Source organism: Roseateles koreensis (assembly GCF_028595305.1).
In the GTDB taxonomy this organism is placed as follows: Bacteria; Pseudomonadota; Gammaproteobacteria; order Burkholderiales; family Burkholderiaceae_C; genus Paucibacter_A; species Paucibacter_A koreensis.
This window is the reverse complement of the sequence record NZ_JAQQXS010000002.1, coordinates 13,290-39,002: the sequence shown is the minus strand read 5'-3', so window position 1 is coordinate 39,002 and position 25,713 is coordinate 13,290. Positions and strand designations below refer to the sequence as shown.

General features: G+C 63.8%; 22 protein-coding genes. 17 read left to right on the top strand and 5 right to left on the bottom strand.

Annotated features, from left to right (window positions below; translation table 11 throughout):
• Positions 1–16 precede the first annotated feature (16 nt).
• Positions 17–454, bottom strand: a complete 438-nt coding sequence (locus PRZ01_RS02005; RefSeq protein ID WP_273595087.1) for a hypothetical protein — start codon at positions 452–454, stop codon at positions 17–19.
• 357 nt (positions 455–811) lie between these two features.
• Between PRZ01_RS02005 and PRZ01_RS02000 the strand changes: the two genes are divergently transcribed.
• Positions 812–2,359 (top strand): methyl-accepting chemotaxis protein, encoded by a 1,548-nt coding sequence (locus PRZ01_RS02000; protein ID WP_273595086.1) that lies wholly within the window; start codon positions 812–814, stop codon positions 2,357–2,359.
• A 194-nt stretch (positions 2,360–2,553) separates the two neighbouring features.
• Here the strand turns inward: PRZ01_RS02000 and PRZ01_RS01995 are convergent, their stop codons facing one another.
• Positions 2,554–5,094, bottom strand: a complete 2,541-nt coding sequence (locus PRZ01_RS01995) for a TonB-dependent receptor (RefSeq protein ID WP_273595085.1) — start codon at positions 5,092–5,094, stop codon at positions 2,554–2,556.
• A gap of 134 nt (positions 5,095–5,228) precedes the next feature.
• Positions 5,229–5,867, bottom strand: coding sequence for a TetR/AcrR family transcriptional regulator (locus PRZ01_RS01990; RefSeq protein ID WP_273595084.1), 639 nt, complete (start codon positions 5,865–5,867; stop codon positions 5,229–5,231).
• Between the two features lie 183 nt (positions 5,868–6,050).
• Here PRZ01_RS01990 and PRZ01_RS01985 point away from each other — a divergent pair, with 183 nt between their 5' ends.
• Genes PRZ01_RS01985 through PRZ01_RS01975 form a run of 3 tightly spaced genes read left to right on the top strand, consistent with a single transcriptional unit; the run spans position 6,051 to position 9,192 of the window.
• On the top strand, positions 6,051–6,473 hold the full coding sequence (locus PRZ01_RS01985) for a c-type cytochrome (protein ID WP_273595083.1): 423 nt from the start codon (positions 6,051–6,053) through the stop codon (positions 6,471–6,473).
• Positions 6,470–7,915, top strand: coding sequence for a D-arabinono-1,4-lactone oxidase (locus PRZ01_RS01980; RefSeq protein ID WP_273595082.1), 1,446 nt, complete (start codon positions 6,470–6,472; stop codon positions 7,913–7,915). Before PRZ01_RS01985 ends, PRZ01_RS01980 begins: the two co-directional genes overlap by 4 nt.
• Positions 7,916–7,917: 2 nt before the next feature.
• Positions 7,918–9,192 (top strand): alanine racemase, encoded by a 1,275-nt coding sequence (locus PRZ01_RS01975; RefSeq protein ID WP_273595081.1) that lies wholly within the window; start codon positions 7,918–7,920, stop codon positions 9,190–9,192.
• A 129-nt stretch (positions 9,193–9,321) separates the two neighbouring features.
• Here the strand turns inward: PRZ01_RS01975 and ychF are convergent, their stop codons facing one another.
• Positions 9,322–10,413 (bottom strand): redox-regulated ATPase YchF, encoded by a 1,092-nt coding sequence (ychF, locus tag PRZ01_RS01970; RefSeq protein ID WP_273595080.1) that lies wholly within the window; start codon positions 10,411–10,413, stop codon positions 9,322–9,324.
• Positions 10,414–10,531: 118 nt separating this feature from the next.
• On the opposite strand from ychF, the gene PRZ01_RS01965 reads away from it, so the two are divergent.
• The 6 genes from PRZ01_RS01965 to PRZ01_RS01940 all read left to right on the top strand — a co-directional run bounded on the left by PRZ01_RS01965 (position 10,532) and on the right by PRZ01_RS01940 (position 16,744).
• The gene (locus PRZ01_RS01965) at positions 10,532–11,644 is read left to right on the top strand and encodes an FAD-dependent monooxygenase (protein WP_273595079.1); all 1,113 of its coding nucleotides are present in this window, start codon (positions 10,532–10,534) and stop codon (positions 11,642–11,644) included.
• A gap of 11 nt (positions 11,645–11,655) precedes the next feature.
• Positions 11,656–12,396: a DsbC family protein gene (locus PRZ01_RS01960; protein WP_273595078.1), complete on the top strand. Its 741-nt coding sequence runs from the start codon at positions 11,656–11,658 to the stop codon at positions 12,394–12,396.
• 87 nt (positions 12,397–12,483) lie between these two features.
• The gene (locus PRZ01_RS01955; protein ID WP_273595364.1) at positions 12,484–12,951 is read left to right on the top strand and encodes a DUF3429 domain-containing protein; all 468 of its coding nucleotides are present in this window, start codon (positions 12,484–12,486) and stop codon (positions 12,949–12,951) included.
• Between the two features lie 4 nt (positions 12,952–12,955).
• Entirely contained in the window at positions 12,956–14,776 is a 1,821-nt protein-coding gene (locus PRZ01_RS01950) for a M61 family metallopeptidase (RefSeq protein ID WP_273595077.1), read from the top strand.
• Positions 14,773–15,903 (top strand): DUF3108 domain-containing protein, encoded by a 1,131-nt coding sequence (locus PRZ01_RS01945; RefSeq protein WP_273595076.1) that lies wholly within the window; start codon positions 14,773–14,775, stop codon positions 15,901–15,903. Before PRZ01_RS01950 ends, PRZ01_RS01945 begins: the two co-directional genes overlap by 4 nt.
• 43 nt (positions 15,904–15,946) lie before the next feature.
• Positions 15,947–16,744 carry an enoyl-CoA hydratase gene (locus PRZ01_RS01940; RefSeq protein WP_273595075.1) on the top strand — a complete coding sequence of 266 codons (798 nt, stop codon included), beginning with the start codon at positions 15,947–15,949 and terminating at the stop codon, positions 16,742–16,744.
• 234 nt (positions 16,745–16,978) lie between these two features.
• On the opposite strand, the gene lysS is transcribed toward PRZ01_RS01940, so the two are convergent.
• Positions 16,979–18,502 (bottom strand): lysine--tRNA ligase, encoded by a 1,524-nt coding sequence (gene lysS, locus PRZ01_RS01935; RefSeq protein ID WP_273595074.1) that lies wholly within the window; start codon positions 18,500–18,502, stop codon positions 16,979–16,981.
• 136 nt (positions 18,503–18,638) lie between these two features.
• Between lysS and PRZ01_RS01930 the strand changes: the two genes are divergently transcribed.
• Genes PRZ01_RS01930 through PRZ01_RS01900 form a run of 7 tightly spaced genes read left to right on the top strand, consistent with a single transcriptional unit; the run spans position 18,639 to position 25,689 of the window.
• A complete protein-coding gene (locus tag PRZ01_RS01930; protein ID WP_273595073.1) occupies positions 18,639–19,709 on the top strand; it encodes a Gfo/Idh/MocA family protein in 1,071 nt (356 codons plus the stop codon).
• Positions 19,710–19,718: 9 nt separating this feature from the next.
• Positions 19,719–20,324 carry an acyltransferase gene (locus PRZ01_RS01925; protein WP_273595072.1) on the top strand — a complete coding sequence of 202 codons (606 nt, stop codon included), beginning with the start codon at positions 19,719–19,721 and terminating at the stop codon, positions 20,322–20,324.
• Positions 20,325–20,329: 5 nt separating this feature from the next.
• On the top strand, positions 20,330–21,451 hold the full coding sequence (locus PRZ01_RS01920; RefSeq protein WP_273595363.1) for a DegT/DnrJ/EryC1/StrS family aminotransferase: 1,122 nt from the start codon (positions 20,330–20,332) through the stop codon (positions 21,449–21,451).
• On the top strand, positions 21,448–22,740 hold the full coding sequence (locus PRZ01_RS01915; RefSeq protein WP_273595071.1) for a lipopolysaccharide biosynthesis protein: 1,293 nt from the start codon (positions 21,448–21,450) through the stop codon (positions 22,738–22,740). Before PRZ01_RS01920 ends, PRZ01_RS01915 begins: the two co-directional genes overlap by 4 nt.
• Complete coding sequence (locus PRZ01_RS01910; protein WP_273595069.1) at positions 22,724–23,314, top strand: acyltransferase; 591 nt, start codon at positions 22,724–22,726, stop codon at positions 23,312–23,314. Before PRZ01_RS01915 ends, PRZ01_RS01910 begins: the two co-directional genes overlap by 17 nt.
• On the top strand, positions 23,311–24,408 hold the full coding sequence (locus PRZ01_RS01905) for a glycosyltransferase (RefSeq protein ID WP_273595068.1): 1,098 nt from the start codon (positions 23,311–23,313) through the stop codon (positions 24,406–24,408). The genes PRZ01_RS01910 and PRZ01_RS01905 overlap by 4 nt, the downstream gene beginning before the upstream one ends.
• 39 nt (positions 24,409–24,447) lie before the next feature.
• A complete protein-coding gene (locus PRZ01_RS01900; protein ID WP_273595067.1) occupies positions 24,448–25,689 on the top strand; it encodes a glycosyltransferase family 4 protein in 1,242 nt (413 codons plus the stop codon).
• Positions 25,690–25,713: the final 24 nt, after the last annotated feature.

Here is a 25,713-nt window from a genome sequence, read left to right as displayed (position 1 = left end):
TGAAGTCAGTCGATGTTCAGCGTTTGGTCCAGGTTTGGGTACCGGGCTCGAAGGACCAGGTACTGGCCTCAAGCGCCGTGCGGGGCCAAACCTTGTTGGCCAACTCGACGGTGTTGAGCACCCAGACGTCCAGCAACATGCCGTTCGGGTCCAGGGTGTAGTTCACCGTCAACTTCTGGCCACTGACGCTGGCCGGTTGCAGCAGCATCTGTGTGTCGCCGCGCAGCCGTGCGCCGGGCGCCAATCGGGCGGCCTGGCCATTCAAGCTGACATCGGGCGCCTGCGCCACGACCAACTCGCCTCGCAAGGCATTGGCCGGAAAGCTGCGGTGGGTTTGTGCGTGAGCGCTGAGGCTCACCGCGGCCGTTGCACACAGGATGACAAGGGCCGGGCGACAGAAGGCGCTGAAAGTGCTGATGGGGCTGCTAATGGAGCGGTATTCACAGCGGTTCATGGTATTTGTCCAGGGGCTGCGTGGGGGGAACGAGGGATCGAAACTGCGTCGTGCAACTGCACGGCGTTGAGTGGGGTCGCGTGGGGTCGCGTGGCGCCTTCGCGTCGGCTGATCGTGCATTCTAATTCAGGCGCTGAAATTCTGGGCGTGCAGCAGTTGGCAGCTGGCGGGCATTCCGTGCATCTGCAGGGTCAATTGCCTCCAGTTCCCGTTGGACGCCGAGTTGCTTGAGCGTTAGGATTTCAGCGCAATTTCGCGGCGGGTGGCGGCGCTTGATCCTGTGTTCGGTGGTTCCGTCATGGGACCAAACGGCATCCTGCTCGATCCCCGGATCAACCGATTTGATGAGGACTTTCCATGCTTCGACGACTCAAGATTCGTGCCCGACTCATCCTTGCCTTTGCGGTGATTTTGATTTTGTCGGGCCTGCTGGTCGGGCTGGGCACGTTTGGTCTGACGACCGCCCGCAAAGCGCTGTATGGCATTACGCATCGGTTGATTCCTGTCAGCAACATCACGGTGGCGGCGCGTACCCATTTGATTGAAAGCAAGCTAGCGGCCACCAATGTGATCGGCTCGATTTTTGACGACGCGGGCATCAAGCGGGCTGAGGGCGATTGGGAGCGCTCCATGGTGGGTCTTGACAAGGCCATGGATGACTTTGGCGCTGCCGCGACCACCCCCCAGGCGCATGAAAATTTGAGCAAATTTCGCGCCTTGATGGTGGACTATCGTGCCAGGGTGCAGCCCGTCATCGCCAAGATGAAGGCGTTCAAATATCCCGATACGCAAGAGGCCTTCGCAGACCTGAAAAAGGCCGACACCGCCTACGAGCCGGCCCGCCAAATGCTGAGCGGCATTGAGGCCGACATCGTCAAACGGGGTGCTGAGGTGGCTGACCAGGTGGACGGCTTCGTGAACACGATGGTGCTGGGCTTGTTGATCAGCTTTGCGGTGTGCGCGGCGTTTGGCGCAGCATTGGCTTGGCGTTTGTCGCGCTCCATCGTCTTGCCGCTGCGTGCGGCCACCCGGTTTTCAGAGGGCATGGCGCAGGGCGATCTCAGTGGCCATTTGACCATTGAGGGGCAGGACGAAACCGCCGACATGATGCACGCGCTGCTGGCCATGCAAGGCGCGTTGGCGCAGATCGTGGGGCAGGTGCGCGAGTCGGCGGAGAGCATTCAGGTGGCCAGTGCGGAGGTGGCGGGCGGCAATCTCGACCTGTCCACGCGCACTGAGCAGACCGCCTCCAATCTGCAGCAGACGGCCAGTGCCATGTCGGAGTTGACAGGCACCGTAGGGCACAGCGCCGAATCGGCGGTCATGGCCAAGCAATTGGCGGGCGAGGCCGCTCAAGCAGCTGAACGTGGTGGCGACGTGGTGACGCGGGTGGTCAGCACCATGGGCGAGATCAGTGGCTCCAGCAAGAAGATTGCCGACATCATCGGCGTGATCGATGGCATTGCTTTTCAGACCAACATCCTGGCTTTGAATGCCGCCGTCGAGGCGGCCCGGGCGGGCGAGCAGGGACGAGGCTTTGCGGTGGTGGCGGGCGAGGTTCGCCAACTGGCGCAGCGGTCCGCTGAAGCGGCGCGTGAGATCAAGGGGCTGATCGGCGCGAGTGTGGAGCGTGTTGAGGCCGGCACCACCCTGGTGGGTAATGCCGGCAATACGATGCAGGACATTGTCGGTTCCGTGAAACGGGTGGCCGACATGATTGGCGAAATCAGCTCGGCCACGAGCGCGCAAAGCCTGGGCATTGGGCGGGTGAACACCACCATCACCGATTTGGATCAGATGACGCAGCAGAATGCGGCCTTGGTCGAAGAGTCCGCCGCAGCCGCTCAATCGCTCAAAGAGCAGGCGATTCGCCTCTCAGGTCTGGTGAGCAGCTTCAAGCTCTGAGGGCGATGATGAAGGCGTTGAAATAATCCGTCAGCTGGACGGTGTGGCGCAGCGCCTGGTGGGGTGATGCGCTGACACGCAGCAGATGTTTGAACGAGAGCAAGCCGACGCAGGTCGGCTTGTTAGGGCGCGCGCTGTGTCATGCAGCCGCGCTTTTTTTTGTTCGCTTCTTGGCTTCTTGACCCGCGCTTGGGTCAATAGCTGCCGCGCAGCTCCACGGCAATGGTCCGCGGTTTGCTGAGTGCGGCGAAGGCGCTGCCAAAGGGGGCGGCTTCCAGCCCGACGCGCTGAACATGCTGTTCGTTCAACAGATTTTTGACCAGCAGCCCCAGGCCCCAGCGCCGGCCGCTGGTGTCGGCCGCGCTGTCCCAGCCCAGGCGCACATCCCAGCGCTGACGGGGGTCATTGACGTGCCAGCTGGTGGTGTTGAGGCATTCCCCCTGGGTGTAGGACTTGGGGTTGCAGCGGCGTGCGCTGCTGTAGGACGCTTGCACACCGGCATTGGCAGTGCCGCCCAGGGCGGCCCAGAGATAGTCGGCGCCCAGCGTGCCGCTGAACTTGGGCGTACCGACCGGCAGCCCGGCCAAATCTTCGCCCCCGCTGCTGCGGCCGGTGCGGTAGGTTTGGTCGATGTACTCCATGGCACCGCTCAGGCGCAACTGGCGGTTGATTTGCCAGCGGCCTTCAAGGTCAAGGCCGGTGGCCTGCTGGTCGCTGATCGTGACCTGGTAGGCGGGCAGGCCGCCGGGCGTGGCGGCGGGCACCAGATCGAGCGTCTGCAGGTTGTCGAAGCGGTAGCTGAACAGCGCCGCGCTGTAGCTCAGGCCTTGGCTCGCCACCTGGCCTTTGAGACCCAGTTCGCCGTTGGTCACGTGCTCGGGCTGGAACAGCGAGTTCACCTGCAGGGTGTTGTAGCCCCCAGCCTGGTAGCCGCGCGTGATGGAGGCGTAGACCATCAGATCGTTCTGCAGCTTGTGGTCGATCACCAGGCGCGGGCTGACGTCGTTCCAGCTGTGCTCCACGACGAGGGGTGAGTTGCTCGCCCCGCTGGTGACGACCAGCCCGTTGTTGCGCATGGCTGTTTGCAAGGTGTCGGCATCGGTCTGACTAAGGGCGCCTGCGGCGACCAGGCCTGGGAACATGCCGAGCTGGTCCAGCACAGCCAGTTGCGCGTCGAGGTTGGCGGCGGTGCGCGGCGGGTTGTACCAGCTGAAGCGCTTTTGGTCGCGCGTGACGCGCAAGCCGGCGGTAATGTTGGTGCTGGGGTTGAGGTGCCAGATGGCGTCGCCGTACAAGGCGGCCGCACGGTAGCGGCCTTCGTTGTGCATGGCCTCTTGCCAATCCAGGCCCAGCAGATTGATGCCCGGGATGCCGGACATTTGTGCCAGCGAGTTCACCGTGCTGAACAGCGGCATACCGAGCAGATTTGACGTTACGGTGTCGAGGCCTGTGGTGGTGACGTCGATCAAGGAAGACTGCTTGGCGGTCTCTTCATAGAGACTCAGGCCGGCCAACCAATCAAGCGCACCAGCCTTGCCCGTGAGGCGAAACTCCTGTTGCAAACTGGTGTTGGACTCCAGGTTGGTGGTGGACAGGTAGGCATTGGGGTTGCGCGTGCCGTCGTTGTCTTCCCGGTCAACGGTGTTGAAGTGGCGGTAGGCGGTGGTGGACTTGAACTCGGCCCAAGGCAGGCTGTGTTCGATGCGCAGGGTGGCACCGTCGTAGTCACGCTTTTCTCGGTTGCCCAGCACGTCGTTGTACAGCGGCGCATGGCGGGGATCGATGAAGTCGCTTTGCTGCACCGGGAAGGGCAGCGGGCCGCCGTTTGAAACCTCTTTCACGAGGCCGAAGGCGGGGCGGGCGCCTTGGTCCAGCTTTTCATGCTCGATGGACAGCACGGCGTTGGTGTCGTCGTTGGCCAGCCATTTCAAGGCGATCTTGGCACCCCAGGCGCCTTCGTCGCCGGCGAGTTGGCCGGTGCCGGCGTCGCGCACATAGCCGTCGCTGCGTTGTGAGACAAAGCTGGCCCGCAAGGCCAGCGTGTCGCTCAGGGGATGGTTCACCAGTGCTTCGAGATGGCGCTCGCCATAGTCGCCCAGGCGCAGCAGGCCCTGGCCTTCGGACTTGAAGGCCGGGTCGTTGCTGACGATGGAGATGGCACCGCCCGCGCTGTTGCGGCCGAACAGCGTGCCTTGCGGCCCCTTGAGCACTTCCACGCGTTTGATGTCGTTGAAGTTGAGCATCGCGCCGCCGCTCTTGCCGGTGTAGACGCCGTCCATGTAAATGCCCACCGGCGCGTCCGTGCCGATGCCGAAGTCGCTGCTGCCAATGCCGCGCATCGACATCACCGGCTGGGTGGCCTGGCTGCTGTCGATGTCCAGGCCAGGGATGTGGCTGTTGAGTTCACCCATGTTGGTGGCGCCCAGTTTGCGCAATTGATCGGCGCTCATCACCTGGATGGCGATGGGTACTGATTGCAGCTGCTGTGTGCGACCTTGGCCGGAGACGATCACGGCGTCCAGCTTGGCGGTGTCGGTGGCGGCCGCAGTGCCGTTGGCTGGGGCCTCGGCGGGGGCGGGGGGTGTTTGCGCGTGTGCGGCTTGCAGGCCCAGCGTCAACAAGGCCGTCACGGCCCAACTCGTGGGCCTGAGGCTGGGGCCGCTATGGGCGCCGTTTTGTGTCTGCCGTGATGCCTGACCCTGTGGGTGAAAGGCCCGTGAAATTTGTCGCTTCATGCTTTTGCCTCCAGGCGACAAAGGGCTGTCGCATTAAATATAGCTACGACTATATAAATACTGGCAACAAGCCCGCTCAGGACATTCCCGCAGTTTTGCGACTTGCGACGAACGGGGGCTGATGAATTTGCGCGTTAGCAACACGGCCGCCGCAAGCGCATGAATTGCGCAGACACCATTTCGGACATCGTGCGGGCTACGGCCAGCGGGTCCAGCGAGTTGTCGTCGAACAGCAATTCTTGCGCAGCGTACATGGCGTCGATGGACAGACGGATCGTCAGCTTGGCCTGCGCAGGATCGGCCTTGGGGTGGGCCACCATGAAGGGTTGCCACAACAGCTCGGTCACCTGGTCGTGTGAGCCGTTGCGCACGTCTTGCAACGAGGGCACGGCACGCAAGGCGCGGGTCACCCAGACGCCGCCGGGCATCAGCTTGGTCAACTCCAGCGTCTGCATGAACAGATCGCACACGCTGGCGGCAAAGGCGTCTTCCGACAGCTCAAAGGTGGCTGGCACCGACCAGGGCAGCAATAACTCGTTTTGCCCCTGCATCAGCCGCGTGCCCAGCTCATGCAGGATGGCGTACTTGTTGGGAAAGTACTGGTACAGCGCTGGCGGCGAGATGCCCACCCGTTGACAGATCAGGTTGGTGGACAAGCGCTCAATACCCACCTCGGCCAGCAATTCGACACAGGCGGCCAAGATGCGCTCATAGGTTTCAACCGCACGCGCCTGGCTGGGCGCTTTCTTGACAAGCAGATCCGGTTTGGACATAGAGGCGGGGCAATCCGTTCGACACGGTGTTGTGAGAGTGGCGGGCATGAGTCTAGCGAAACCTATCAGGGAAAACCGCAGCGACAGTGGTCTCGATAAACATAACAATGACTATATTTGCGAAATCGCCAGATGGCTGTTCGTGCACCTGCTCAACTTCCTCATGACTTTTGGACATTCGCCATGAAATTTCAGCGCCTCGCAGGGTTTGGGGAGCTTGCTGCTGCCGTTGTTGCAGTTGCTGCAGCCATGTCCGCAAGCTTGGCTGGCGCAGCCCCAGAGGGATACCTGCCCAAGGCGTCCCTTGCACCGAGCGCGCGCCAGCTGCGCTTGTTCAACACCAATTGCGTGCAGTGCCATTTGCGGGTGGGGGTGGGGGCGCCTTTGGCGGGGCATGCGGACGATTGGAAAGCGCGTGCTGCGCAGGGCGAGGATGTGATGCTCAAACATACGGTTGAAGGCCTGCGCGGCATGCCGCCGCTGGGCTATTGCAGCGCTTGCGACGAAGCTGATTTTCGGGCGTTGATCCGGCTGATGGCGGCTACAGCGTCGAACGCCGAAACTGAAGCACCAGCCCAAGCCGGCAGCAAGAAGGGGGCGCAATGAGCAACAAATCAACGCCGCCGAACCGCAGGCGCCGCCAGCTTTTGCAAGCCGGCGCGGCGGGCGCTGCCGTGAGCTTGCTGCCCGGGTGCTCGCCGCACAAGGCGGCAGCCACGGTGCCGCAAAGTCCGGTGGCCTATGCCGCGGGCGGGCCCATGCCGTGGATCAATTGGGCAGGCAACCAAACGTGCACGCCGCGCCAGCGCCTGGCGCCGAGCAGCGAGGCCGAGGTGGTCGATGCACTGAAGCGCTCAACCGGCGTGGTGCGCGCGGTGGGCGCCGGGCATTCCTTCAGTGCAGTGGTGCCCACCAATGACACCTTGATTTCCATGGACCTGTTGGAAGGCGTGGTCCAGCACGACGCCAGCCTGCACCAAGCCGACATCTGGGCGGGCACACGGCTCAGCGCTCTGGGACCGATGTTGGAAGGCCTGGGGCAGGCCTTGCCGAACCAGCCGGATTTGAACTACCTCTCGCTCGGTGGCGCGGTGGCCAATGCCGCCCACGCCACCGGGCGCGAGTTCGGCAATATCCCGTCTTATTGCGTGGGTCTGACCCTGGCCACACCGAGTGGTGAATTGTTGGCGTGCAGCGCCACCCAAAACCCAGAGGTCTTTCAAGCTGCGCGCACCTCGGTGGGCGCACTGGGCCTGATCACCCGCCTGCGCATGCAGAACCAGGCCGCCTTCAAGTTGGTGGAAACCAACCGCGTGGAAAAAACCGAAGAGGTGCTCGAAGACATCGAACAGCGCCTGGCTCGGCATCGCCATTTTGAAATGATGCCTCTGTTGCACTCGCCGCTGGCGGTGACCATCGCGACCGATCTGGCCGGCCCCGCTGACCTCAATGTGGGTGAAGACGACCCGCAGGCCGTCAACACCCTGCGCAGCGTCTACGAGGCCGTGGGTTGGCTGCCGGGCCTGGGCGAGTTGGCCTATGAAAAACTGCTGCAAGCGGCGGTGGGTGGCGCGGCCAGCAGCGTGCGGGTGGGCGCGTCGTACGAGATTTTTCCGCATGTGCGGGTGGTGCGTTTTCGGGAGATGGAATACACCGTGCCGGCCGACGCCGGGCCGGCTTGCTTGCGTGAGATTTTGCGCACCGTGCGCGAGCGAAACCTGCCGGTGTGCTTCCCGCTGGAATTCCGCTACTGCAAGGGCGACGACATCTGGTTGTCGATGTTCGAGGGGCTGGGTGAGAAGGGCGGGTGCGCCATCTCGGTCCACCAGTTTGGCGACATCGACTACCGGCCTTACTTCGCCGAGATCGAGCCGATTTTTTGGAAGTACGCCGGGCGCCCCCATTGGGGAAAGATCCACACCCTGGACGCCCCGCGCCTCGCCGCGCTCTATCCCAGGCATTGGCGCGACTTTCATGAAGTTCGCCGCGCTTTGGACCCCCAGGGTCGCATGATGAACGCGCACCTGCGCACAATTTTCGGAGCTTGAACATGGTCAGTCGACGTAATGTCATGGTGGGTGGGGGCGTCTTGCTGGCGGCTGGTGGCTTGGTCGCCAAGCCCGGCGACAAGGGCGGGGCCTACAGCCCTTATTTCGCGGGCTTGAACCAGATGCTGCGCGGGCAGGAGATCGACCGCCCGGTGTTGTTGATCGACCTTGATCGGTTGGACCGCAACATCGACCGGGTGTGCCAATCGGCCGCGGTGGCGCCGGCCAAGACTTATCGCATCGTCGTTAAATCCGTGCCCGCACCGGCCTTGGTGGACTACATCGCGCAGCGCGCCGACACGCAGGCGCTGATGTGCTTCCACCGGCCCTTTTTGCAAGCCATGGCGACTTTGCGGCCCGATGCCGACATTCTCATGGGCAAGCCCATGCCCGTCAGCGCCGCGAAGCGCTTTTATGCCGAGCACAAGGGGCCGTTCGACCCCTCCCGGCAACTGCAGTGGTTGATTGATACTGACGAGCGTCTGGCGCAGTACTTGGCATTGGCCCAGTCCTTGAACACGCGGCTCAGGGTCAATTTTGAGCTGGACGTCGGGCTGCGCCGTGGTGGCTACGGCGCGCCCGAAGCATTGAAGGCTGCCCTGACCCTGGTGCAGAACAATCCCCAGCATCTGGAGTTCGCTGGCTTCATGGGTTATGACGCGCATTTGATGGGCTTGCCAGGCTTTTTGGCCGAGCGGGAGTTGCCCAAAATCAAAGACCGTTATGCCGCTTGCCGCGACTTTGTGCAGCAGGCCTTTGCGCCGCTGCTGAATGAGCGCGTGTGCTTCAACGGCGCAGGCAGCCCGACCTTTCGGCACTACGAAGGAGACAGCCGCACGCTCAATGACATTTCAGCCGGCTCCTGCCTGATGGCGCCCAAGCATTACGACCTGCCCATCCTTCACGACTTCGAGCCCAGCGCCTTCATCGCCAGCCCGGTGCTCAAGCGTTTGCAAGGCGGGCGCTTGCCCGCGCTGGACAGTGTGGGCCCGCTGATTCGCGCGTGGGACCCCAATCAGGCGCAAATGCTCTTTGCCTACAGCGGCAATTGGCTGGCCGAGCCCGAGTCCCCCCCCGGCTTGACGCCGCATTGGGCCTATGTGAGTTCGAACCAGCAGGGCTACATGGCCTCGAATGCCGTGCCTTTGGCGGTGGACGATTTCATCTTCCTTCGCCCTGTGCAAAGTGAAGCGGTGCTATTGCAGTTTGGTGACTTAGTCGCTTTTCGCGGCGACAAAATCGCCGCACGGTGGCCGGTGCTGCCGGTGGGGGTTTGACGGCGGGCGCAGTGAGGCTAAACGAAGGCGCAAAAAAAACGGCCCTCATGTCAGAGGGCCGTTGGCGTTAGCGCTTTCTGAAACGGTGCCGGCGCATCCGGTGGCGCCCGTTTCAGCGCGCGGGCAGCATCAGACGTTGAACAAGAAGTTCAGCACGTCGCCGTCCTTGACCACGTATTCCTTGCCTTCGGCGCGCATCTTGCCGGCATCCTTGGCGCCTTGCTCGCCCTTGTAGGTGATGAAGTCTTCATAGGCGATGGTCTGGGCGCGGATGTAGCCGCGCTCAAAGTCGGTGTGGATCACGCCGGCGGCTTGTGGGCCGGTGTCGCCCTTGTGGATGGTCCAGGCGCGCACTTCTTTCACGCCGGCGGTGAAGTAGGTTTGCAGGCCCAGCAGGCTGAAGGCGGCGCGGATCAGGCGGTTCAGGCCCGGCTCCTCCTGGCCCATCTCGGCGAGGAACATGGCGCGGTCGTCATCCTCCATCTCAGACAACTCGGCCTCGGTCTTGGCGCAGATGGCGACCACGGGACCGTTCTGGGCGGCGGCGTAGTCTTTCAGGCGGTCCAGGAAGGGGTTGTTTTCGAAGCCATCTTCCGACACATTGGCCACAAACATCGCTGGCTTGGCGGTGATCAGGCACAGGGGCTTGAGCAAGACCAGCTCTTCTTTGCTGAAGTCGATGGTGCGCACGGGCTTGGCTTCGTTCAGCGCGGCCTCGCACTTTTCCAACACTTTGACCAGGGCGATGGCGTCTTTGTCACCGGCGCGCGCCACCTTGTTGTAGCGGTGCAGGCTTTTTTCCACGGTGCCCATATCGGCGAGGCACAGCTCGGTCTGGATCACTTCGATGTCGGAGATGGGGTCCACACGGCCATTGACGTGCACCACATTGCCGTCTTCAAAGCAGCGCACCACGTTGACGATGGCGTCGGTCTCGCGGATGTGTGAGAGAAACTTGTTGCCCAGGCCTTCACCCTTGGAGGCGCCCGCCACCAAGCCGGCGATGTCCACAAACTCCACCACGGCGGGCAGCACGCGCTCGGGCTTGACGATCTCTGCCAACGCCGCCAGACGCGGGTCGGGCAACTCCACCACTCCCACATTGGGCTCGATGGTGCAGAACGGGTAGTTCTCAGCGGCGATGCCAGCCTTGGTCAGCGCGTTGAAAAGGGTGGACTTGCCGACATTGGGCAAGCCAACGATGCCGCATTTGAGACTCATGGAAGACTACTTTCTGTTGGGTGCTGCTGAACGCAAAGCGGGGATTTTAGTCGTCTGCACACCGCACTGCCCGCCGGATGGTCACAAGCCTTCAACCAAGGCTGCCTACAATGCCTGGATGCAAAATTTTGACGTCTTGGTTCGGGGCAGCGGCTGTGTGGGGCGCAGCCTGGCACTGGCGCTGGGCGCCCAGGGACTGCGCGTGGCGCTGTTGGGGGCTGCCGAGCCAAGCCCGGCGCAACGCGATGACGTGCGCAGTTATGCGCTGAATGCCGCCTCCGTGCAGTTGCTGCGCGAGTTGAAGGTCTGGGATGCCATGCCGGCCGATGCCTTCACTCCGGTCTATGACATGAAGATCAAGGGCGACAGCGCCGGTGCCTTGCTGGAGTTTTCCAGTTGGGCGCAGGGCGTGGACGAGTTGGCCTTCATCGTGGATGCCGGTGTGTTGGAGCAACAACTCGCTGCGGCTTTGCGCTACGCCCCGCATGTTCAACAAGTGAGCGCACCGGTGCCCGCCGCGTTGACTGCGGTTTGTGAAGGCCGTGATTCCGCATTTCGGCAGTCCTTGGGCGTCACATTCACCCCGCACAGTTACGGCCACCGCGCCATTGCGGCCCGCCTGGTGGCCAGCGAGCCGCACCAGGGCGTGGCCCGTCAGTGGTTTCGCTCGCCAGACATTCTGGCGTTACTGCCTATCGCCAAGCCTGAGGCGGGCGCCTCGTATGGCTTGGTCTGGTCTTTGCCGGAAGCGCGGGCGGCGGAATTGCTGGCCGCGCCGGCGTCTGAATTTGAAGCCGCCTTGAACGAAGCCAGCCAGGGTGACGCCGGGGCGCTGCGCTTGGTGGGCGAGCGCTCCTCCTGGCCTTTGGCTTTGGCCCGTGCTGAACCGCTGATCGGCCCCGGGTGGGCCTTGTTGGGCGATGCAGCACATCTGGTGCATCCGCTGGCAGGGCAGGGCCTGAATCTGGGCTTGGCCGACGTGGCCGCCTTGGCCGCCGTGATTCGCGCGCGTGAGGCCTGGCGCAGCCCGGGAGATGAAAAGCTGTTGCGCCGCTACGTTCGCGCCCGACAAGCCGACACCTGGGCCATGGGTGAGTTGACCGATGGACTGCTGAAAGTTTTTGCCAGTGAAGCCGCCCCCCTGCGCACCTTGCGCAATACCGGCATGAACGCGCTGAACGCCTTGCCGCCTCTGAAACGTTGGCTGACCCGCCACGCTTTGGGTCTTTGATCTGAGATTGAATGAAAAAGCTCCCCACCATGTTTGCGTCGATTCGAAAACTGAGCCTGATGGCCCTTGCTTGCCTGCCGCTGGTGGCTGGCGCCAATGAGGCGGTGATCCGCAAGGCCCTGTCTGAACGCTTGACCGGGCTGCCCAAGATTGAAGAAGTTCGCCCCAGCCCCATGGCGGGTTTGTGGGAGGTGCGCATCGGCAATGAAATCCGCTATACCGATGCCACGGGCAGTTACTGGATCGAGGGCGATCTGATCGACATCAAGACCCGCAAGAACCTCACGGAAGAGCGGCTCAACAAGATCAACGCGATCGACTTCGCCACGCTGCCGCTGAAGGACGCCATCGTCTGGAAAAACGGCAACGGCAAACGCCGCCTCGCCGTATTTGCCGACCCCAACTGCGGTTACTGCAAGCGATTTGAGCGCAGCCTGCAAGAGATCAAGGACGTGACGGTGTACACCTTCCTGATCCCGATCCTGGGTGGCGATTCGCCTGAAAAATCCCGTGCGATCTGGTGCGCAAAAGACACCACGGCGACTTGGCAGGCTTGGATGCTGGAAGGCAAGGCGCCTGTTCGCCCCATGGGCGCCTGCGATGACGCGGCGATTGAGCGCAATCTGGCGATGTCGCGCCGCTACCATGTCAATGGCACCCCGGCCATTTTCTTTGAAGATGGCGGCCGCGCGCCGGGTGCCTTGACGACCGAGCAACTGGAAAAGCGGTTGCAGGGCCCCGGCAAATCCTGATGGATCGCCGGCGGCGCTAACACTGGTGCTACGCTGACCTTTGCTTTTTTGAACTTTGATCTTTGACTGACCTTCGACCCCTTGAACATGCCCACCGCTGCATCCCCCCAGGCGCTCCCGCCCTTGCCCTTGCATCCGATCGCACAGCGTCTGGGGCATCTGGGTTTGTTGCCCTTTGTCCTGGGTGCCTTGCTGGTGTGGTTGATTGGCGACCGCAATCTGGAGGCCCATGCCTTCGTGGCCCTGGGTCTATCGGCTTACGCGGCCTTGGTCATCTCCTTTCTGGGCGGCATTTACTGGGGCTTCGCCTTCGTGCAGCACATTGAGTCGCCCCGGCCTTTTGTCTGGGGTGTGGTGCCCTCGGCGGTGGCCTGGTTGGCGGTGATGATGCCGGCTTATGCGGGGCTGGCGCTGCACGGCGCCATGTTGGTCGTCTGCTATCTGGTGGACCGGCGTCTGTACCCGACGCTGGGGGCCTCAGCCTGGCTGACCTTGCGCTTTCGCCTCAGCGCCGTCGCGGCCCTGAGCTGCTTCCTGGCAGCGGCGGGCAGCTGAGCACATGGCTGCCATCAGCTATCGGATCGAGCTGCCCGAGCCTCACACCCATTACTACCACGTCACACTGACCATTCCTGCGCCGGCTGCCGTACAAGAGCTTAGCCTGCCAGCCTGGATACCCGGCAGCTATCTGCTGCGTGAATTTGCCCGCCATCTGAGCTTGCTGACAGCCCGCCAGGGGCGCCAGGACCTGCAGGTCGAACAACTCGACAAGAGCCGCTGGCAGGTGCGCTGTAGCGGCCGTGCGGCCCTGGTGCTGCGCTACCGGGTGTACGCGTTTGACAGTTCGGTGCGCACTGCATTTTTGGATTCGCAACGGGGCTTTTTCAACGGCACCAGCTTGTGCCTGCGGGTGCATGGGCGGGAGCCGGGCGAGCACATTGTCAGTTTTGGCCGTTTGCCAGTGGGCTGGCAGGTGGCGACGGCGATGGACGGCCCGGCTACCGGTCAATACAGCCAATACGGCCCATATAGCGCAAGCAGCTACGAAGAATTGCTTGACCACCCCTTTGAGCTTGGCGCCTTCTGGCGTGGGCAGTTTGAGGCGGGGGGTGCGCGCCATGAATTCGTGGTTAGTGGGGCTTGGGCCAACCTTGATGGCGAGCGGCTGCTGCGGGACGCACAGCGCATCTGCGAAACGCAAATCGCCTTTTGGCACGGCCCTGTCGCCAAGCGCCGCGAAGCCGTTCCATTCAAGCGTTATGTCTTCTTGCTCAACGCTGTGGATGAAGGCTATGGCGGCCTGGAACATCGTGCCAGCACGGCCTTGATCGCGCCTCGGCGCAATCTGCCGCGCCAAGGCTTTGCCGAAACCAGCGACGGTTATGTGCAGCTGCTCGGCCTGATCAGCCACGAGTATTTCCATACCTGGAACGTCAAGCGCATGAAGCCGGCCGAGTTCGCGGTGCTGGACTACGACCGTGAGAACTACACCGAGCTGCTCTGGTTCTTTGAGGGCTTTACTTCCTACTACGACGAGCTGATGCTGGTGCGCAGCGGCCTGATCGACGAGGCCCGTTACCTCAAGCTGCTGGCCGCCACCGTGACGGGCGTGCTGGGCACACCGGGCCGGCAGGTGCACAGTCTGGCGCAGGCCAGCTTTGAAGCCTGGACCAAGTACTACCGCCCCGACGAGAACACGCCCAACGCCACCATCAGCTATTACGGCAAGGGCGCCTTGCTGGCCTTGACGCTGGACATGAGCCTGCGCAGCCAGCCCGAAAAAACTGCAAAACCTAGCCGTGCCGCTAAAGCGGCCACGCTGGACACCGTGATGCGCGGCCTGTGGCAACACAGCCAGGGCGGCCCCATCACCGAGGCCGACATCCTGGCGCAACTGGCCCAATCGGGTCCGGGCGGCCCTGAGTTGGCGGTGCAAGCGGCCCAATGGGTGCACGGTACCGAAGATTTTCCCCTGCCGGCATTGCTGGCACGCCTGGGCGTGCAGTGGTCCAACGACACGCCCAATCTGGCCCAACGCCTGGGCCTGCGTGTGAGCGAATCGGCGCTGACAGGTGTGCAGATCAAGCAGGTGCTGGCAGGCTCCGCCGCGCAGCGGGCGGGCTTGAGCGCGGGTGACGAATTGTTGGCCTGCAACGGCTGGCGGCTGCGCCGCCTGGATGATGCCTTGCTGAGTTTGCCCGCGAAGCAGGTGCGCCTGCAATTGCTGCTGTCGCGCGACCAACGCGTGCTGGAACTGGCCGTTGACTTGCCTGAAACCTCGCTGCAGAGCCCCGCGGCAGGTACGCCGGTGCGCCTGAGCTCGGCAGACAAGGCGCCCGCCCGGGTGGCAGCGTTGCGCCGGGCATGGTTGGTCGGTTGACTCTCGGGGCCTCCCGCAAGCGCGGGCTGCTGGCCCTGATCGTGCCGGTGCTGCTGGTGCATGGCTGCCTTGCTCACAAAGTGCAAACCTTGCACGACACCTGGCAAGGCGACAGCATGCCGCCGAGGTTGAGCGTCAGTTATGTGCGTGAATTGAAGCCGAGCCGCCCGCCGCCCGCCGCCCAGCCGATGCTGCCTGTACCGCCATCGCCCCGTGTCCGCCGGGAGCCGGCTTCGGCATGGCAGGTCGAGGCGCTGAAACAAACCTCGGTCGACGAGGGCAATGCGCCCCCCGAAGTTGCCGCTGCTGCTGCGGCTTCCGCTGCAGCAGCGGCTTCGCAAGCGGTCGCGGATGCCGCCGTGCCGTCCGCCGCGCTGTCGCTTGATGCCTTGCCCGCCCTGCCAGCCTTTCCCGTGGTTGCGGCGTCGGCGCCCAACCCCGATCAGCAAGAGCCGGGCCCCGAATGGCCGCCCTCAACCCGCCTGAGCTACGTGCTAACGGGAAATTACCGCGGTGCGGTGCATGGCAGCGCGCAGGTGGAGTGGGTTCGCCAGGGCAGCCATTACCAAGTGCATCTTGACGTGTTGGTGGGCCCGGACTTCGCGCCTTTGCTCTCGCGCCGCATGAGCAGTGACGGCGTGCTGGGTGATCGCGGTATTTCGCCGCGCCGCTATGACGAGGACACCAAGGTGTTGATCGGCGAGCGGCGTCGCGTCACGGTGAGTTTTCAGGGCCCCGAGGTGGTGCTGGCCGACGGCAGCCGTGAGCCCGCGCCACCCGGCGTGCAAGACGCCTCCAGCCAGTTTGTTCAGCTGACCTGGCTGTTTCTCACCGGGCGTGAGCAGATGCGCCAGGGCCTGGTGGTCGAGCTCCCCCTGGCTCTGCCCAGGCGCCAATACCGTTGGCGTTACGAGGTTTTGGGGCAGCAGGAGTTGCAGACCCCCATGGGGCCCTTGGCCACCTGGTATCTCAAGCCCAGCAACGTAGCCAGTGGCAGCGATCTGACGGCCGAGGTTTGGCTGGCCCCATCCCTGCAATACTTGCCGGTACGCATCCGTATTCGGCAGGATGCCCAGACTTTCATCGACCTCATGCTCAAGGCCCCCGCGTTGCAAGCCGCGCCCTGAGCAGGAGATTGGCCCCATCCCTTCATTTCAGGAGTACGACCCCATGAGCAGTTATGCATGCATCCTCACCGCCATCCACGGCACCGGTCTGCGCAAAACCGCCCTCATCACGCTGAACCGCCCCAAGCAACTGAACGCGCTGAGCGACCCCCTGTTTGATGAATTGGGCGAAGCGCTGCTGGCATTTGATGCCGACGACAGCATTGGCTGCATCGTGTTGACCGGCTCGGAGCGAGCCTTTGCCGCCGGGGCCGATATTCCCACGCTGATGCAGCACGACTTTCAGAGCGCCGTGCGCACCGACATGATCACCCGCAATTGGGAAACCATTCTGCGGGTCAAGAAGCCCGTGATCGCCGCTGTTGCGGGCTTTGCCTTGGGTGGGGGCTGCGAGCTGGCGATGATGTGCGACTTCATCATCGCCGCTGACACCGCCAAGTTTGGCCAACCCGAAATCAAGCTGGGCGTGGTGCCCGGTGCCGGCGGTACCCAGCGCTTGCCGCGTGCCGTGGGCAAGGCCAAAGCCATGGACTTGCTGCTGACTTCGCGCATGATGGACGCGACGGAAGCCGAGCGCAGTGGCCTGGTCTCACGCGTGGTACCGGCCGATAAACTGCTGGAAGAAGCCCTGGCCGCTGCCGAAACCATCAATGGCTTCAGCGCCCCGGCTCTGCAACTCATCAAGGAGTTGGTGAACCGCAGCTTCGAGAGTGGCCTGAAAGAGAGCGTGACCTCCGAACGCCGCGTGTTCCACGCCATGTTCGGCACTGACGATCAGCGCGAAGGCATGGACGCTTTCTTGAACAAGCGGGCGCCGGTGTTCAGGCACGGGAAACGGTAAACACCGTGTTGGGTCTGCCGCTGCCGAGCGACTCGGGCATGCACTGACCCGCCGAGGGTGATAGGCGAGCGATGACGCGAAGTAAAGAGGGAGAGGCGGGCTTGCCCGACTCGGCATACTGAGCCCGGACACAAACAGTCCTGAGGACTGTTTGTGTCCGGTGAAGGCTTGGGGCTCTGGCCCGAGCATGAGCGGAATCGCTCATGCCGCCGCCCTTGGCCGCGCAAACGCCCGTCAAGCCTCCCGACGCAGCGCCGGGAACAAAATAATGTCGCGGATCGACGGACTGTCGGTGATCAACATCATCAGCCGGTCAATGCCGATGCCGCAGCCGCCCGTGGGAGGCATGCCGTATTCAAGGGCACGGATGAAGTCGGCGTCGTAGAACATTGCCTCTTCGTCGCCCGCGTCCTTGTTGGCCACTTGGGCCTGGAAGCGTGCCGCTTGGTCTTCGGCGTCGTTCAACTCCGAGAAGCCGTTGGCGTACTCGCGGCCGGTGATGAAGAGCTCGAAGCGCTCGGTAATCTTGGGGTTGCTGTCCGAGGCGCGAGCCAGCGGCGACACCTCAACGGGGTAGTCGATGATGAAGGTGGGCTGCCAGAGCTTTTCTTCCACCACGGCTTCAAACATGCCGAACTGCAACTCGGGCAGGGTCCAGTGCTTGGGCGGCTCTTCGCCGAGGTCTTTGAGCTTGTTGCGCAGCAACTCGGCGTCGTCGGCCTGCTCGCCGCTCAAGCCCGCGTGGACGATCAGCGATTCGCGCACCGACAGGCGGGTGAAGGGCTTGTCCAACGCCACGGGCTTGCCCGCATAGCTGATGGCGGCGCTGCCGGTGGCGGCGCGGGCGGCGTGGCGCAACACCTCTTCGGTGAAGTCCATCAGGTCGTGGTGCGTCCAGTAGGCCGCGTAGAACTCCATCATCGTGAATTCGGGGTTATGCCGAACCGAGATGCCTTCGTTGCGGAAGTTGCGGTTGATTTCGAACACGCGCTCAAAACCGCCCACCACCAGGCGCTTGAGGTACAGCTCAGGCGCGATGCGCAGGTACATCTCCTGGTCCAGCGCGTTGTGGTGGGTGATGAAGGGCTTGGCATTGGCACCGCCGGGAATGGGGTGCAGCATGGGCGTTTCGACTTCCAGGAATTCATGCTCGACCATGAAGCTGCGGATCGACGACACCGCCTTGGAGCGAGCGACAAAGCGGGCGCGGGCATGCTCGTCGGTGATCAGGTCGACATAACGCTGGCGGTACTTTTGCTCCTGGTCGGCCATGCCGTGGAACTTGTCGGGCAGGGGGCGCAGGCTCTTGGTCAGCAGGCGTAGATTGCTGACGCGCACCGACAACTCGCCGGTCTTGGTCTTGAACAGCGTACCTTCGGCGCCGATGATGTCGCCCAGGTCGAAGTGCTTGAAGGCGTCATAACTCTCTTCACCCACGCCATCTTTGGTGACGAACAGCTGGATGCGGCCGGTGGCGTCTTGCAAGGTGCCGAAGCTGGCCTTGCCCATCACGCGCTTGAGCATCAGGCGGCCCGCCACGCTGACGGCCACGGCTTGGGGCTCCAGCGTGTCATTGTCCAGATCGCCGTAGCTGCGCGTCAGCAGCAGGGCGCGGTGCTTGGGCTTGAAGTCGTTGGGAAAGGGGACGGCGGTCTTGGCGCGCAGGGCGGCGAGCTTTTCGCGGCGCTCGGTGATGAGTTGGTTCTCGTCAACGGCGACGGGCGTCTGATGCGGTGTGGCGGGCGTGTGCTGGGTCATCTTGAGCTTTGAGAATTTGGCGTGATTTTAGGCGCAGCCGGCGGGATCGTCTCGGGGTGTGGCGCGCTCTCTTAGAATCATCCCTCTTTCCATGCTGCCGGCCCGGGCCTGAGTCGCCAGACTCGCATCCATTGCAATGAGCTTAAATACTCCCATTCTTGACCGCCCGATCCGCTTTGCCCTGGTGGGCTGCGGCCGTATCTCCAAGAACCACCTCGAAGCCATCGCCGCCCATGGCGGGCGTGCTGAACTGGTGGCGGTTTGCGACACCCGGCCTGAAGCCCTGGCGGCAGCGGTGGCGAGCACCGGCGCCGCTGGTTTTGCCAGTTTGGAAGCGCTGCTGGCCAGCACCGACCCCCAAACGCGCGCCGACGTGGTGGTGCTGGCCACGCCCAGCGGCTTGCACCCGCAGCAGGCTATCAAGGTGGCCGCAGCGGGCCGCCACGTGCTGAGCGAAAAGCCTATGGCCACCAAGCTCGATGAAGGCATTGCCATGGTGCGAGCCTGCCGCGACGCGGGTGTCAAGCTGTTTGTGGTCAAGCAGAACCGGCTCAACGCCACGGTTCAGGCGGTGCGTGCGGCCATTCAACAAGGGCGCTTTGGGCGCATCTTTCTGAGCACTGTGAATGTGTTCTGGACCCGCCCACAAAGTTATTACGATGCCGCCCCCTGGCGCGGCCGTTGGGATCTGGACGGCGGCGCCTTCATGAACCAGGCCAGCCACTACGTTGACCTGCTCGACTGGCTGGTGGGCCCGGTGGACAGCGTGCACGCCTACACCGCCACGCTGGACCGCGACATCGAGGCCGAAGATACCGGTGTGCTCAGCGCCCGCCTGCGCCACGGTGGCCTGGCCTCCATCAACGTCACCATGCTGACCTACCCGCAGAACCTGGAAGGCTCCATCACCATCCTGGGTGAAAAGGGCACGGTCAAGATCGGCGGTACGGCGGTCAACAAGATCGAGCATTGGCAGTTCGCTGAAGAACGGCCCGAAGACGCGGCCATCAAGGCGGCCAGTTATGACACGCCCAGTGTCTACGGCTTCGGCCACCCGCTGTATTACGACAACGTGATCAAGACCTTGCGTGGCGAGGCCGACGCGGCGGTCGATGGCTATGAAGGCCTGCGCTCGCTGGAAATCCTGATCGCCGCCTACCGCAGCGCCCGCGACGGCCAGCGTGTGGGCTTGCCGCTGGTGTTTTGAGGGCTGCCCATGGCTTTTTGGAAACATGAATCCGCCATTGTTGACGAAGGCGCGCAACTGGGCGATGGGACCAAGGTCTGGCACTTTGCGCATGTGAGCGCTGGCGCGCGCATTGGCGCGGGCTGCGCCCTGGGGCAGGGCGTTTATGTAGGCAACGATGCGCGCATCGGCCACAACGTGCGCATTCAAAACAATGTGTCGGTGTATGACGCCGTCACGCTGGAGGACGATGTGTTCTGCGGCCCCAGCATGGTCTTCACCAACGTCTACAACCCACGCGCCGCGGTGGCCCGCAAGGCCGAGTACCGCCACACGCGGGTGCGCCAGGGTGCCACGCTGGGCGCCAACTGCACAATCGTTTGTGGCCATGAAGTGGGGCGTTATGCCTTTGTCGGTGCTGGCGCGGTGGTGCAGAAGGATGTGCCCGATTTCGCCCTGGTGGTGGGCGTGCCGGCCCGCCAGGTCGGCTGGATGAGCCGCTTCGGCGAACGCTTGCCCCTGCCCCTGCGCGGGGCTGGTGAAGCGTTGTGCCCGCACACCGGTGACCGCTACCGCCTGAGCGGCAGCGTGTTGACCTTGATCGAACCCGAACAGCCCCAAGGAGAGCCGTCTTGAGCGCCATGCCCTTCATCGATCTGAAGGCGCAGTACGCGGCCTTAAAGTCCAGCGTCGACGCCCGCATCCAGCGCGTGCTGGACCACGGCCAGTACATCATGGGCCCCGAGGTGCGCGAGTTGGAAGACAAGCTCGCTGCCCATGTGGGCGTGCGGCATTGCATCACCGTCTCCAGCGGCACCGAGGCTTTGTTGATTGCGCTGATGGCGCTGGGCCTGAAGCCGGGCGACGAGGTTATCACCACGCCCTTTACCTTTGCGGCTACCGCTGAGGTGATCGTGCTGCTGGGTGGCGTGCCGGTGTTTGTCGACATCCTGCCCGATACCTGCAATATCGACCCGCACCTGGTTGAGGCGGCCATCACTCCCCGCACCCGCGCCATCATGCCGGTCAGCCTCTACGGGCAGGTGTGCGACATGGACGAGATCAACGCCATTGCTGCGCGCCACGGCAACATCCCCGTGATCGAGGACGCGGCGCAGAGTTTTGGCGCCAGCTACAAAGGCCGCAAGAGTTGCGGGTTGTCGACCTTTGGTGCCACCAGTTTCTTCCCCAGCAAGCCCTTGGGCTGCTATGGCGACGGCGGTGCCTTGTTCACCGATGACGATGTGCTGGCGCAAGCGGCGCGTGAAATCCGGGTGCACGGGCAGAGCCAGCGTTACACCCACACGCGTGTTGGCGTGGGTGGGCGCATGGACACCTTGCAATGCGCCGTGGTGCTGGCCAAGCTGGAGCGCTTTGATTGGGAAATCGCCCGCCGCATTGAGATCGGTGCCCGCTACCAGGCGTTACTGGCTGATTTGCCGGTGCAACGCCTTGCGCAACGGCCTGACCGCGATTGCGTGTGGGCGCAGTTCACCCTGCAGCTGGACCAGCGCGCGGCCGTTCAGGCGGCGCTGGCGGCGGCGGGCATTCCCACCGCCATTCATTACCCCAAACCCTTGCATCAGCAGCCTGCCTATGCGGCCTGGGGCTGCGGCCAATCCTTTGCGCATGCCGAGCGTGCGGCGATGCGGGTGATGAGCCTGCCGATGAGCCCCGACCTCAGCGTCGATCAACAAGACGAGGTGCTGACGGCCCTGAGTACTGCACTGGCTGCCCTGAACACCGCACCGGCCGCTGAGTGAGCCTGGCCGTGCGCTCCGGCCTGTTGCGCGCCACGCTCACGCTGCTGCTGGGCGGCGCCCTGGCGCAGGTGCTGCCTTTGCTGCTGGGCCCCTGGCTGACGCGGCTTTACAGCCCGGCTGAATTTGGCCAGTTCTCCACCCTTTGGGCCTTGGCCAGCAATGTGGCGGTGGTAGCCTGCGCGCGCTACGAGTTTGCGTTGCCGATGGAGCCGGGCCCGCGTGAAGCTGCTTTGCTCATGGCCCTGTGCGCACGCATTTTGCTGTTGCTGTGCAGCCTGAGTGCGGTGCTGGGCGCTGGCGTGGCGCTGTGGCACGGCCAGCCGCCCGCCGTGTTGCTGCCCCTGGCCGTGCTGGCCGGCGGTGCCAGCCAGTGGCTTACCTTGTGGGCCACGCGGGCGCAGCGCTATCGCTTGCTGGCCTCAGCGCGGGTGCTGCTCTATGGCGGCGGCGCCCTGATTCAGCTGGGCTTGGGTCTGCTGGGCTGTGGCGTTTGGGGCCTGCTGCTCGGGCCGACCTTGGCGGGCTTGCTGACGGCGCTGCTGCTGGCCCGCCCGGCGCCCGAGGGGGGCTGGTGGGGATTGGTGAAAATTCCCGCCGGGGCGCTCAGGGCGATGGCGCGCAGGCACCGCGATTTTCCGCTCTTCAACACGCCACACGCCTTTGCCACGGCCTTGCAAGACAGCCTGGCCATGCTGCTGCTGACGGCCTGGAGCGGTGACGCCTCGGCCGGTTACTGGGCCTTGTCCCTGCGCTATTTGAAGGCGCCCGCCAGCCTGGTGGGAGGGGCCTTGTCCCAGGCCTTGTACCCCCGGTTGGTAGGGGCTGGCAGCGGGGCGGAGGCCCTGGCCGTGGTGCGCCGGACCATGGCCTTGTTGATGCTGATCGCCTTGCCGTTGATGCTCGGTTTGATGCTCGTCGGGCCCTGGTTGTTCACGCAAGTGTTTGGCGAGGGGTGGCAGGAGGCCGGGCAGCTGGCGCGCGCGTTGGCGCCGTATATTGCATTGCATTTCATCGCTTCGCCTTTATCGGTGGCGATGATGGCGTGGCGGGCGCAGGCTTGGGGTTTGCGTCTTGCCATCGTGGGGCAGGTACTGTTTCTGGTGGGCCTGGGTGCGGGCTTGGCCTGGGGCGGTTTGCTGGGCGCGGGGTGGGGGGTTTCGGCGGCGATGTCGCTGTATTTCGGCTACTTCTTCTGGGCGCTGGCGAACTGGCGGAACTTTCCCTATCCAGTCATGGAGGACGGTATTGATGAAGGGCACCCTAGGAATGGCAATGCGGGCCACATTTAACCGCTGGCGCCGCGCTGTGTGGCGGACGGTGTTCTACCGCATGGTGTTTGGCGAGCGCAGCACCGCCGGGCAACTGCTGGCGCACACGCGGGTGGCGCCCAGCACCTGTATCGAGGGTGAAGCCGGGCTTGTACTGGGCGATCATGTGTTCATCGGCCAGTTCAATTTCATCGACGCCACGGCGGGCTTGGAGATTGCCGAGGGCGTGCAGATCACCAATTTCGTCAGCATCGTCACACACAGTTCGCACCGCTCGATTCGTTTGTTAGGCCGCACCTACGCCGACGGCTCGGCCGCCGGTCAAATTGCGGCTTATGTGAAGGCCCCGATTCGCATTGGGGCTTACAGCTTCATCGGCCCTCACAGCCTGATTGAGGCCGGGGCGCAGCTGGGCAAGGGCGTGCTGGTCTGCGCCTACAGCCAGGTGCGTGGCACGGCGCCCGATTTCGCCATCATGGCCGGCCAACCGGCGCGGCAGGTGGGTGATGTGCGGCAGCGCGACGCCGAACTGCTGCGCCAGTACCCCGACTTGGCGCCTCACTACCAGGCTTGGGCCGGGGAGTTGCTGCCATGAAGCTGGTGCTGATCGGTGATGGTGAAAGCCCGCACCTGCTCAAATGGGCCCGCAATCTGGCGCAGGCGCCGGGCTTGGAGCTGTGGGCCGCGTCCTCGCGCGGCTTCAGCCCTGAGTTCGAGACCCTGGTGCCGGCCGCACGGCGCCTGGCCCTGAATACCTCGCCCGACCATGGCGGCGGCAATCTGGCCGTGTTGATGCAAGTCCCCAAGCTGGGCCGTTGGTTGGCGCAGGTGGATGCCGACTGGCTGCATGCCCATTACCTGACCTCGCACGGCACGCTGGCCTGGCTGGCCAAGCGGGGTTGGCGCCTGCGGGCCAAGATCGTCGGATCCGCCTGGGGCAGTGACATTTTGGTCACGCCCGATGTCAGCTGGGCCTACCGTTGGCTGACCCGCAAGGTGCTGGCTGCCTGCACCTTGTGCAGCTCTGACTCGGCCCACATGACGGCCCGCATGCTTGAACTGGGGGCTACGGAGGTGATGACTTTTCCCTTCGGGCTTGACGCGCTGCCCAAGCAAGGCGTGCGCAAGCAGCCTTGGGCGTTTTTCTCCAACCGGGGGCTGGAGCCAATTTATCGGCCTGCATCGGTGATTCAAGCCTTTGCCGCGGTGGCCGGACAGCAGCCTGAAGCCACCCTGGTGATGGCGAACGACGGCAGCGAGCGGGCCGCGCTGCAAGCCCAGGTGCAAGCGCTGGGCCTGGGCAGCCGGGTCAGCTTTGTGGGGCGCCTGGACGCCAAGACGCAGGCCGCGCACTATGCACGCTCGCGTTGGTTTTTCAGCCTGCCGCGCAGCGACTCGGTCTCGGTCTCGGTGCTGGAGGCCATGTCGCATGCTTGCGTGCCGATCTTGTCCGACCTGCCCGCCAACCATGAATTGTTGGCCGAGCCGGCTGCCAGCCAGCGCGGCTTGATTCTGAGCGAAGCCGAGTTGCAAGCTTTGCCTGCGGGCCTGCCCGAGCGCTTGCTTGAGCTGGCTGAAGAGGCCGATGCGGCGGGGGCGGTAAATCGCGACTGGGTGGCGCGGCACGGCTTGTTTGGCCCCGCCGTACAAGGTTTTTTGGCCCGTTTGAAAGCGCTGGATGCGGCCTGAGTGCAGCTGGCGTTCCGTCTGAGGTATGTTGTCGGTTCTATGAATATTTTGTTGATCAACCACTATGCCGGCACGCCCAAGCTGGGCATGGAGTACCGTCCCTACTACCTGGCGCGGGAGTGGGTGCGGCTGGGCCACAAGGTGCTGATCCTCGCCGCTAACCAATCGCATGTACGGAGCCAGCAACCCTCCGCCGGCCCCTATCTCAGCGACGGCATTGCCTACAACTTCTACGACACCCCCGCTTACAGCGGCAACGGCCTGGGGCGGGTGCGCAATATCTTCAGCTTCTGCCGCCAGGTGTGGGGCGACACCGATGTGCTGTGCGAGTCTTTTCAGCCCGATGTGGTGATTGCATCCAGCACTTATCCCATGGACGTGTGGGTGGCGCGGCACATCGCACGGCGCGTCCAGGCCAAGTTGGTCTACGAGGTGCATGACCTGTGGCCGCTGTCGCCCATCGAGCTGTCCGGCATGTCGCCGCGCCATCCGTTTGCGATGCTGTGCCAGAAGGCCGAGAACGACGCCTACCGCGACGCTGACGTGGTGATCAGCATGCTGCCCAAGGTGCAGGCGCACATGGCCTCGCACGGGTTGGACCTGCGCAAGCTCACCGTCGTGCCCAATGGCATCACGCTGGATGAATGGGTTGTTGACGAGACGACGCCGCCGCTGATGGAGGGCGCGTTGGCCGCACACCTCGCCGCACAAAAAGCCGCCGGCCGCCTGGTGCTGGGCTATGCCGGCTCGCACGGCCTGCCCAATGCGCTGGACGTGTTGCTGGACGCCGCCAAGTTGCTACAAGAACAACAAGCTGCCTCAGGGCCTGAGATCGCCGTCGTGCTGGTCGGCGGTGGCCACGAGCGTGCGCGCCTGCAGTCCCGCGTTGAGGCCGAGGGGCTGCGCAACGTGGCGATGTTTGAGCCCATCCCCAAGCTGCAAATTCCAGCGCTGTTGCAGCACTTCGACATCGCCTACATCGGCTGGCAGCGCACCCCTATCTACCGTTTTGGCATCGCGCCCAACAAGCTGATGGACTACATGATGGCGCGCCGACCGGTGTTGCATTCGGTCGAGGCCGGCAATGATCCGGTGGCTGAAGCTGCTGCAGGCCTGACCGTACCGCCCGAAGACGCCGCCGCAGTGGCCGCCGGTGTGCTTCAACTGGCCGCGCTACCCGCCGAAGAGCGCGCCGCCATGGGCGAGCGTGGCCGTGCCTTCGTGCTGGCGCATCACACTTATCCGGTGCTGGCGGCGCGGTTTTTGGAGGCGTTGGGGTGAAGCCTGTGCGCTGATTGAGTCGTC

Bases quoted from the DNA above. Each gene is read 5' to 3' on its own strand.
- PRZ01_RS01960 (WP_273595078.1), top strand. From the start codon at position 11,656: ATGAAAAAGCTCCCCACCATGTTTGCGTCGATTCGAAAACTGAGCCTG.
- PRZ01_RS01955 (WP_273595364.1), top strand. From the start codon at position 12,484: ATGCCCACCGCTGCATCCCCCCAGGCGCTCCCGCCCTTGCCCTTGCAT.
- PRZ01_RS02000 (WP_273595086.1), top strand. From the start codon at position 812: ATGCTTCGACGACTCAAGATTCGTGCCCGACTCATCCTTGCCTTTGCG.
- PRZ01_RS01980 (WP_273595082.1), top strand. From the start codon at position 6,470: ATGAGCAACAAATCAACGCCGCCGAACCGCAGGCGCCGCCAGCTTTTG.
- PRZ01_RS01975 (WP_273595081.1), top strand. From the start codon at position 7,918: ATGGTCAGTCGACGTAATGTCATGGTGGGTGGGGGCGTCTTGCTGGCG.
- PRZ01_RS02005 (WP_273595087.1), bottom strand. From the start codon at position 454: ATGAACCGCTGTGAATACCGCTCCATTAGCAGCCCCATCAGCACTTTC.
- PRZ01_RS01985 (WP_273595083.1), top strand. From the start codon at position 6,051: ATGAAATTTCAGCGCCTCGCAGGGTTTGGGGAGCTTGCTGCTGCCGTT.
- PRZ01_RS01905 (WP_273595068.1), top strand. From the start codon at position 23,311: ATGAAGCTGGTGCTGATCGGTGATGGTGAAAGCCCGCACCTGCTCAAA.
- PRZ01_RS01995 (WP_273595085.1), bottom strand. From the start codon at position 5,094: ATGAAGCGACAAATTTCACGGGCCTTTCACCCACAGGGTCAGGCATCA.
- PRZ01_RS01900 (WP_273595067.1), top strand. From the start codon at position 24,448: ATGAATATTTTGTTGATCAACCACTATGCCGGCACGCCCAAGCTGGGC.
- lysS (WP_273595074.1), bottom strand. From the start codon at position 18,502: ATGACCCAGCACACGCCCGCCACACCGCATCAGACGCCCGTCGCCGTT.
- PRZ01_RS01965 (WP_273595079.1), top strand. From the start codon at position 10,532: ATGCAAAATTTTGACGTCTTGGTTCGGGGCAGCGGCTGTGTGGGGCGC.
- ychF (WP_273595080.1), bottom strand. From the start codon at position 10,413: ATGAGTCTCAAATGCGGCATCGTTGGCTTGCCCAATGTCGGCAAGTCC.
- PRZ01_RS01930 (WP_273595073.1), top strand. From the start codon at position 18,639: ATGAGCTTAAATACTCCCATTCTTGACCGCCCGATCCGCTTTGCCCTG.
- PRZ01_RS01950 (WP_273595077.1), top strand. From the start codon at position 12,956: ATGGCTGCCATCAGCTATCGGATCGAGCTGCCCGAGCCTCACACCCAT.
- PRZ01_RS01910 (WP_273595069.1), top strand. From the start codon at position 22,724: ATGCGGGCCACATTTAACCGCTGGCGCCGCGCTGTGTGGCGGACGGTG.
- PRZ01_RS01925 (WP_273595072.1), top strand. From the start codon at position 19,719: ATGGCTTTTTGGAAACATGAATCCGCCATTGTTGACGAAGGCGCGCAA.
- PRZ01_RS01920 (WP_273595363.1), top strand. From the start codon at position 20,330: ATGCCCTTCATCGATCTGAAGGCGCAGTACGCGGCCTTAAAGTCCAGC.
- PRZ01_RS01940 (WP_273595075.1), top strand. From the start codon at position 15,947: ATGAGCAGTTATGCATGCATCCTCACCGCCATCCACGGCACCGGTCTG.
- PRZ01_RS01990 (WP_273595084.1), bottom strand. From the start codon at position 5,867: ATGTCCAAACCGGATCTGCTTGTCAAGAAAGCGCCCAGCCAGGCGCGT.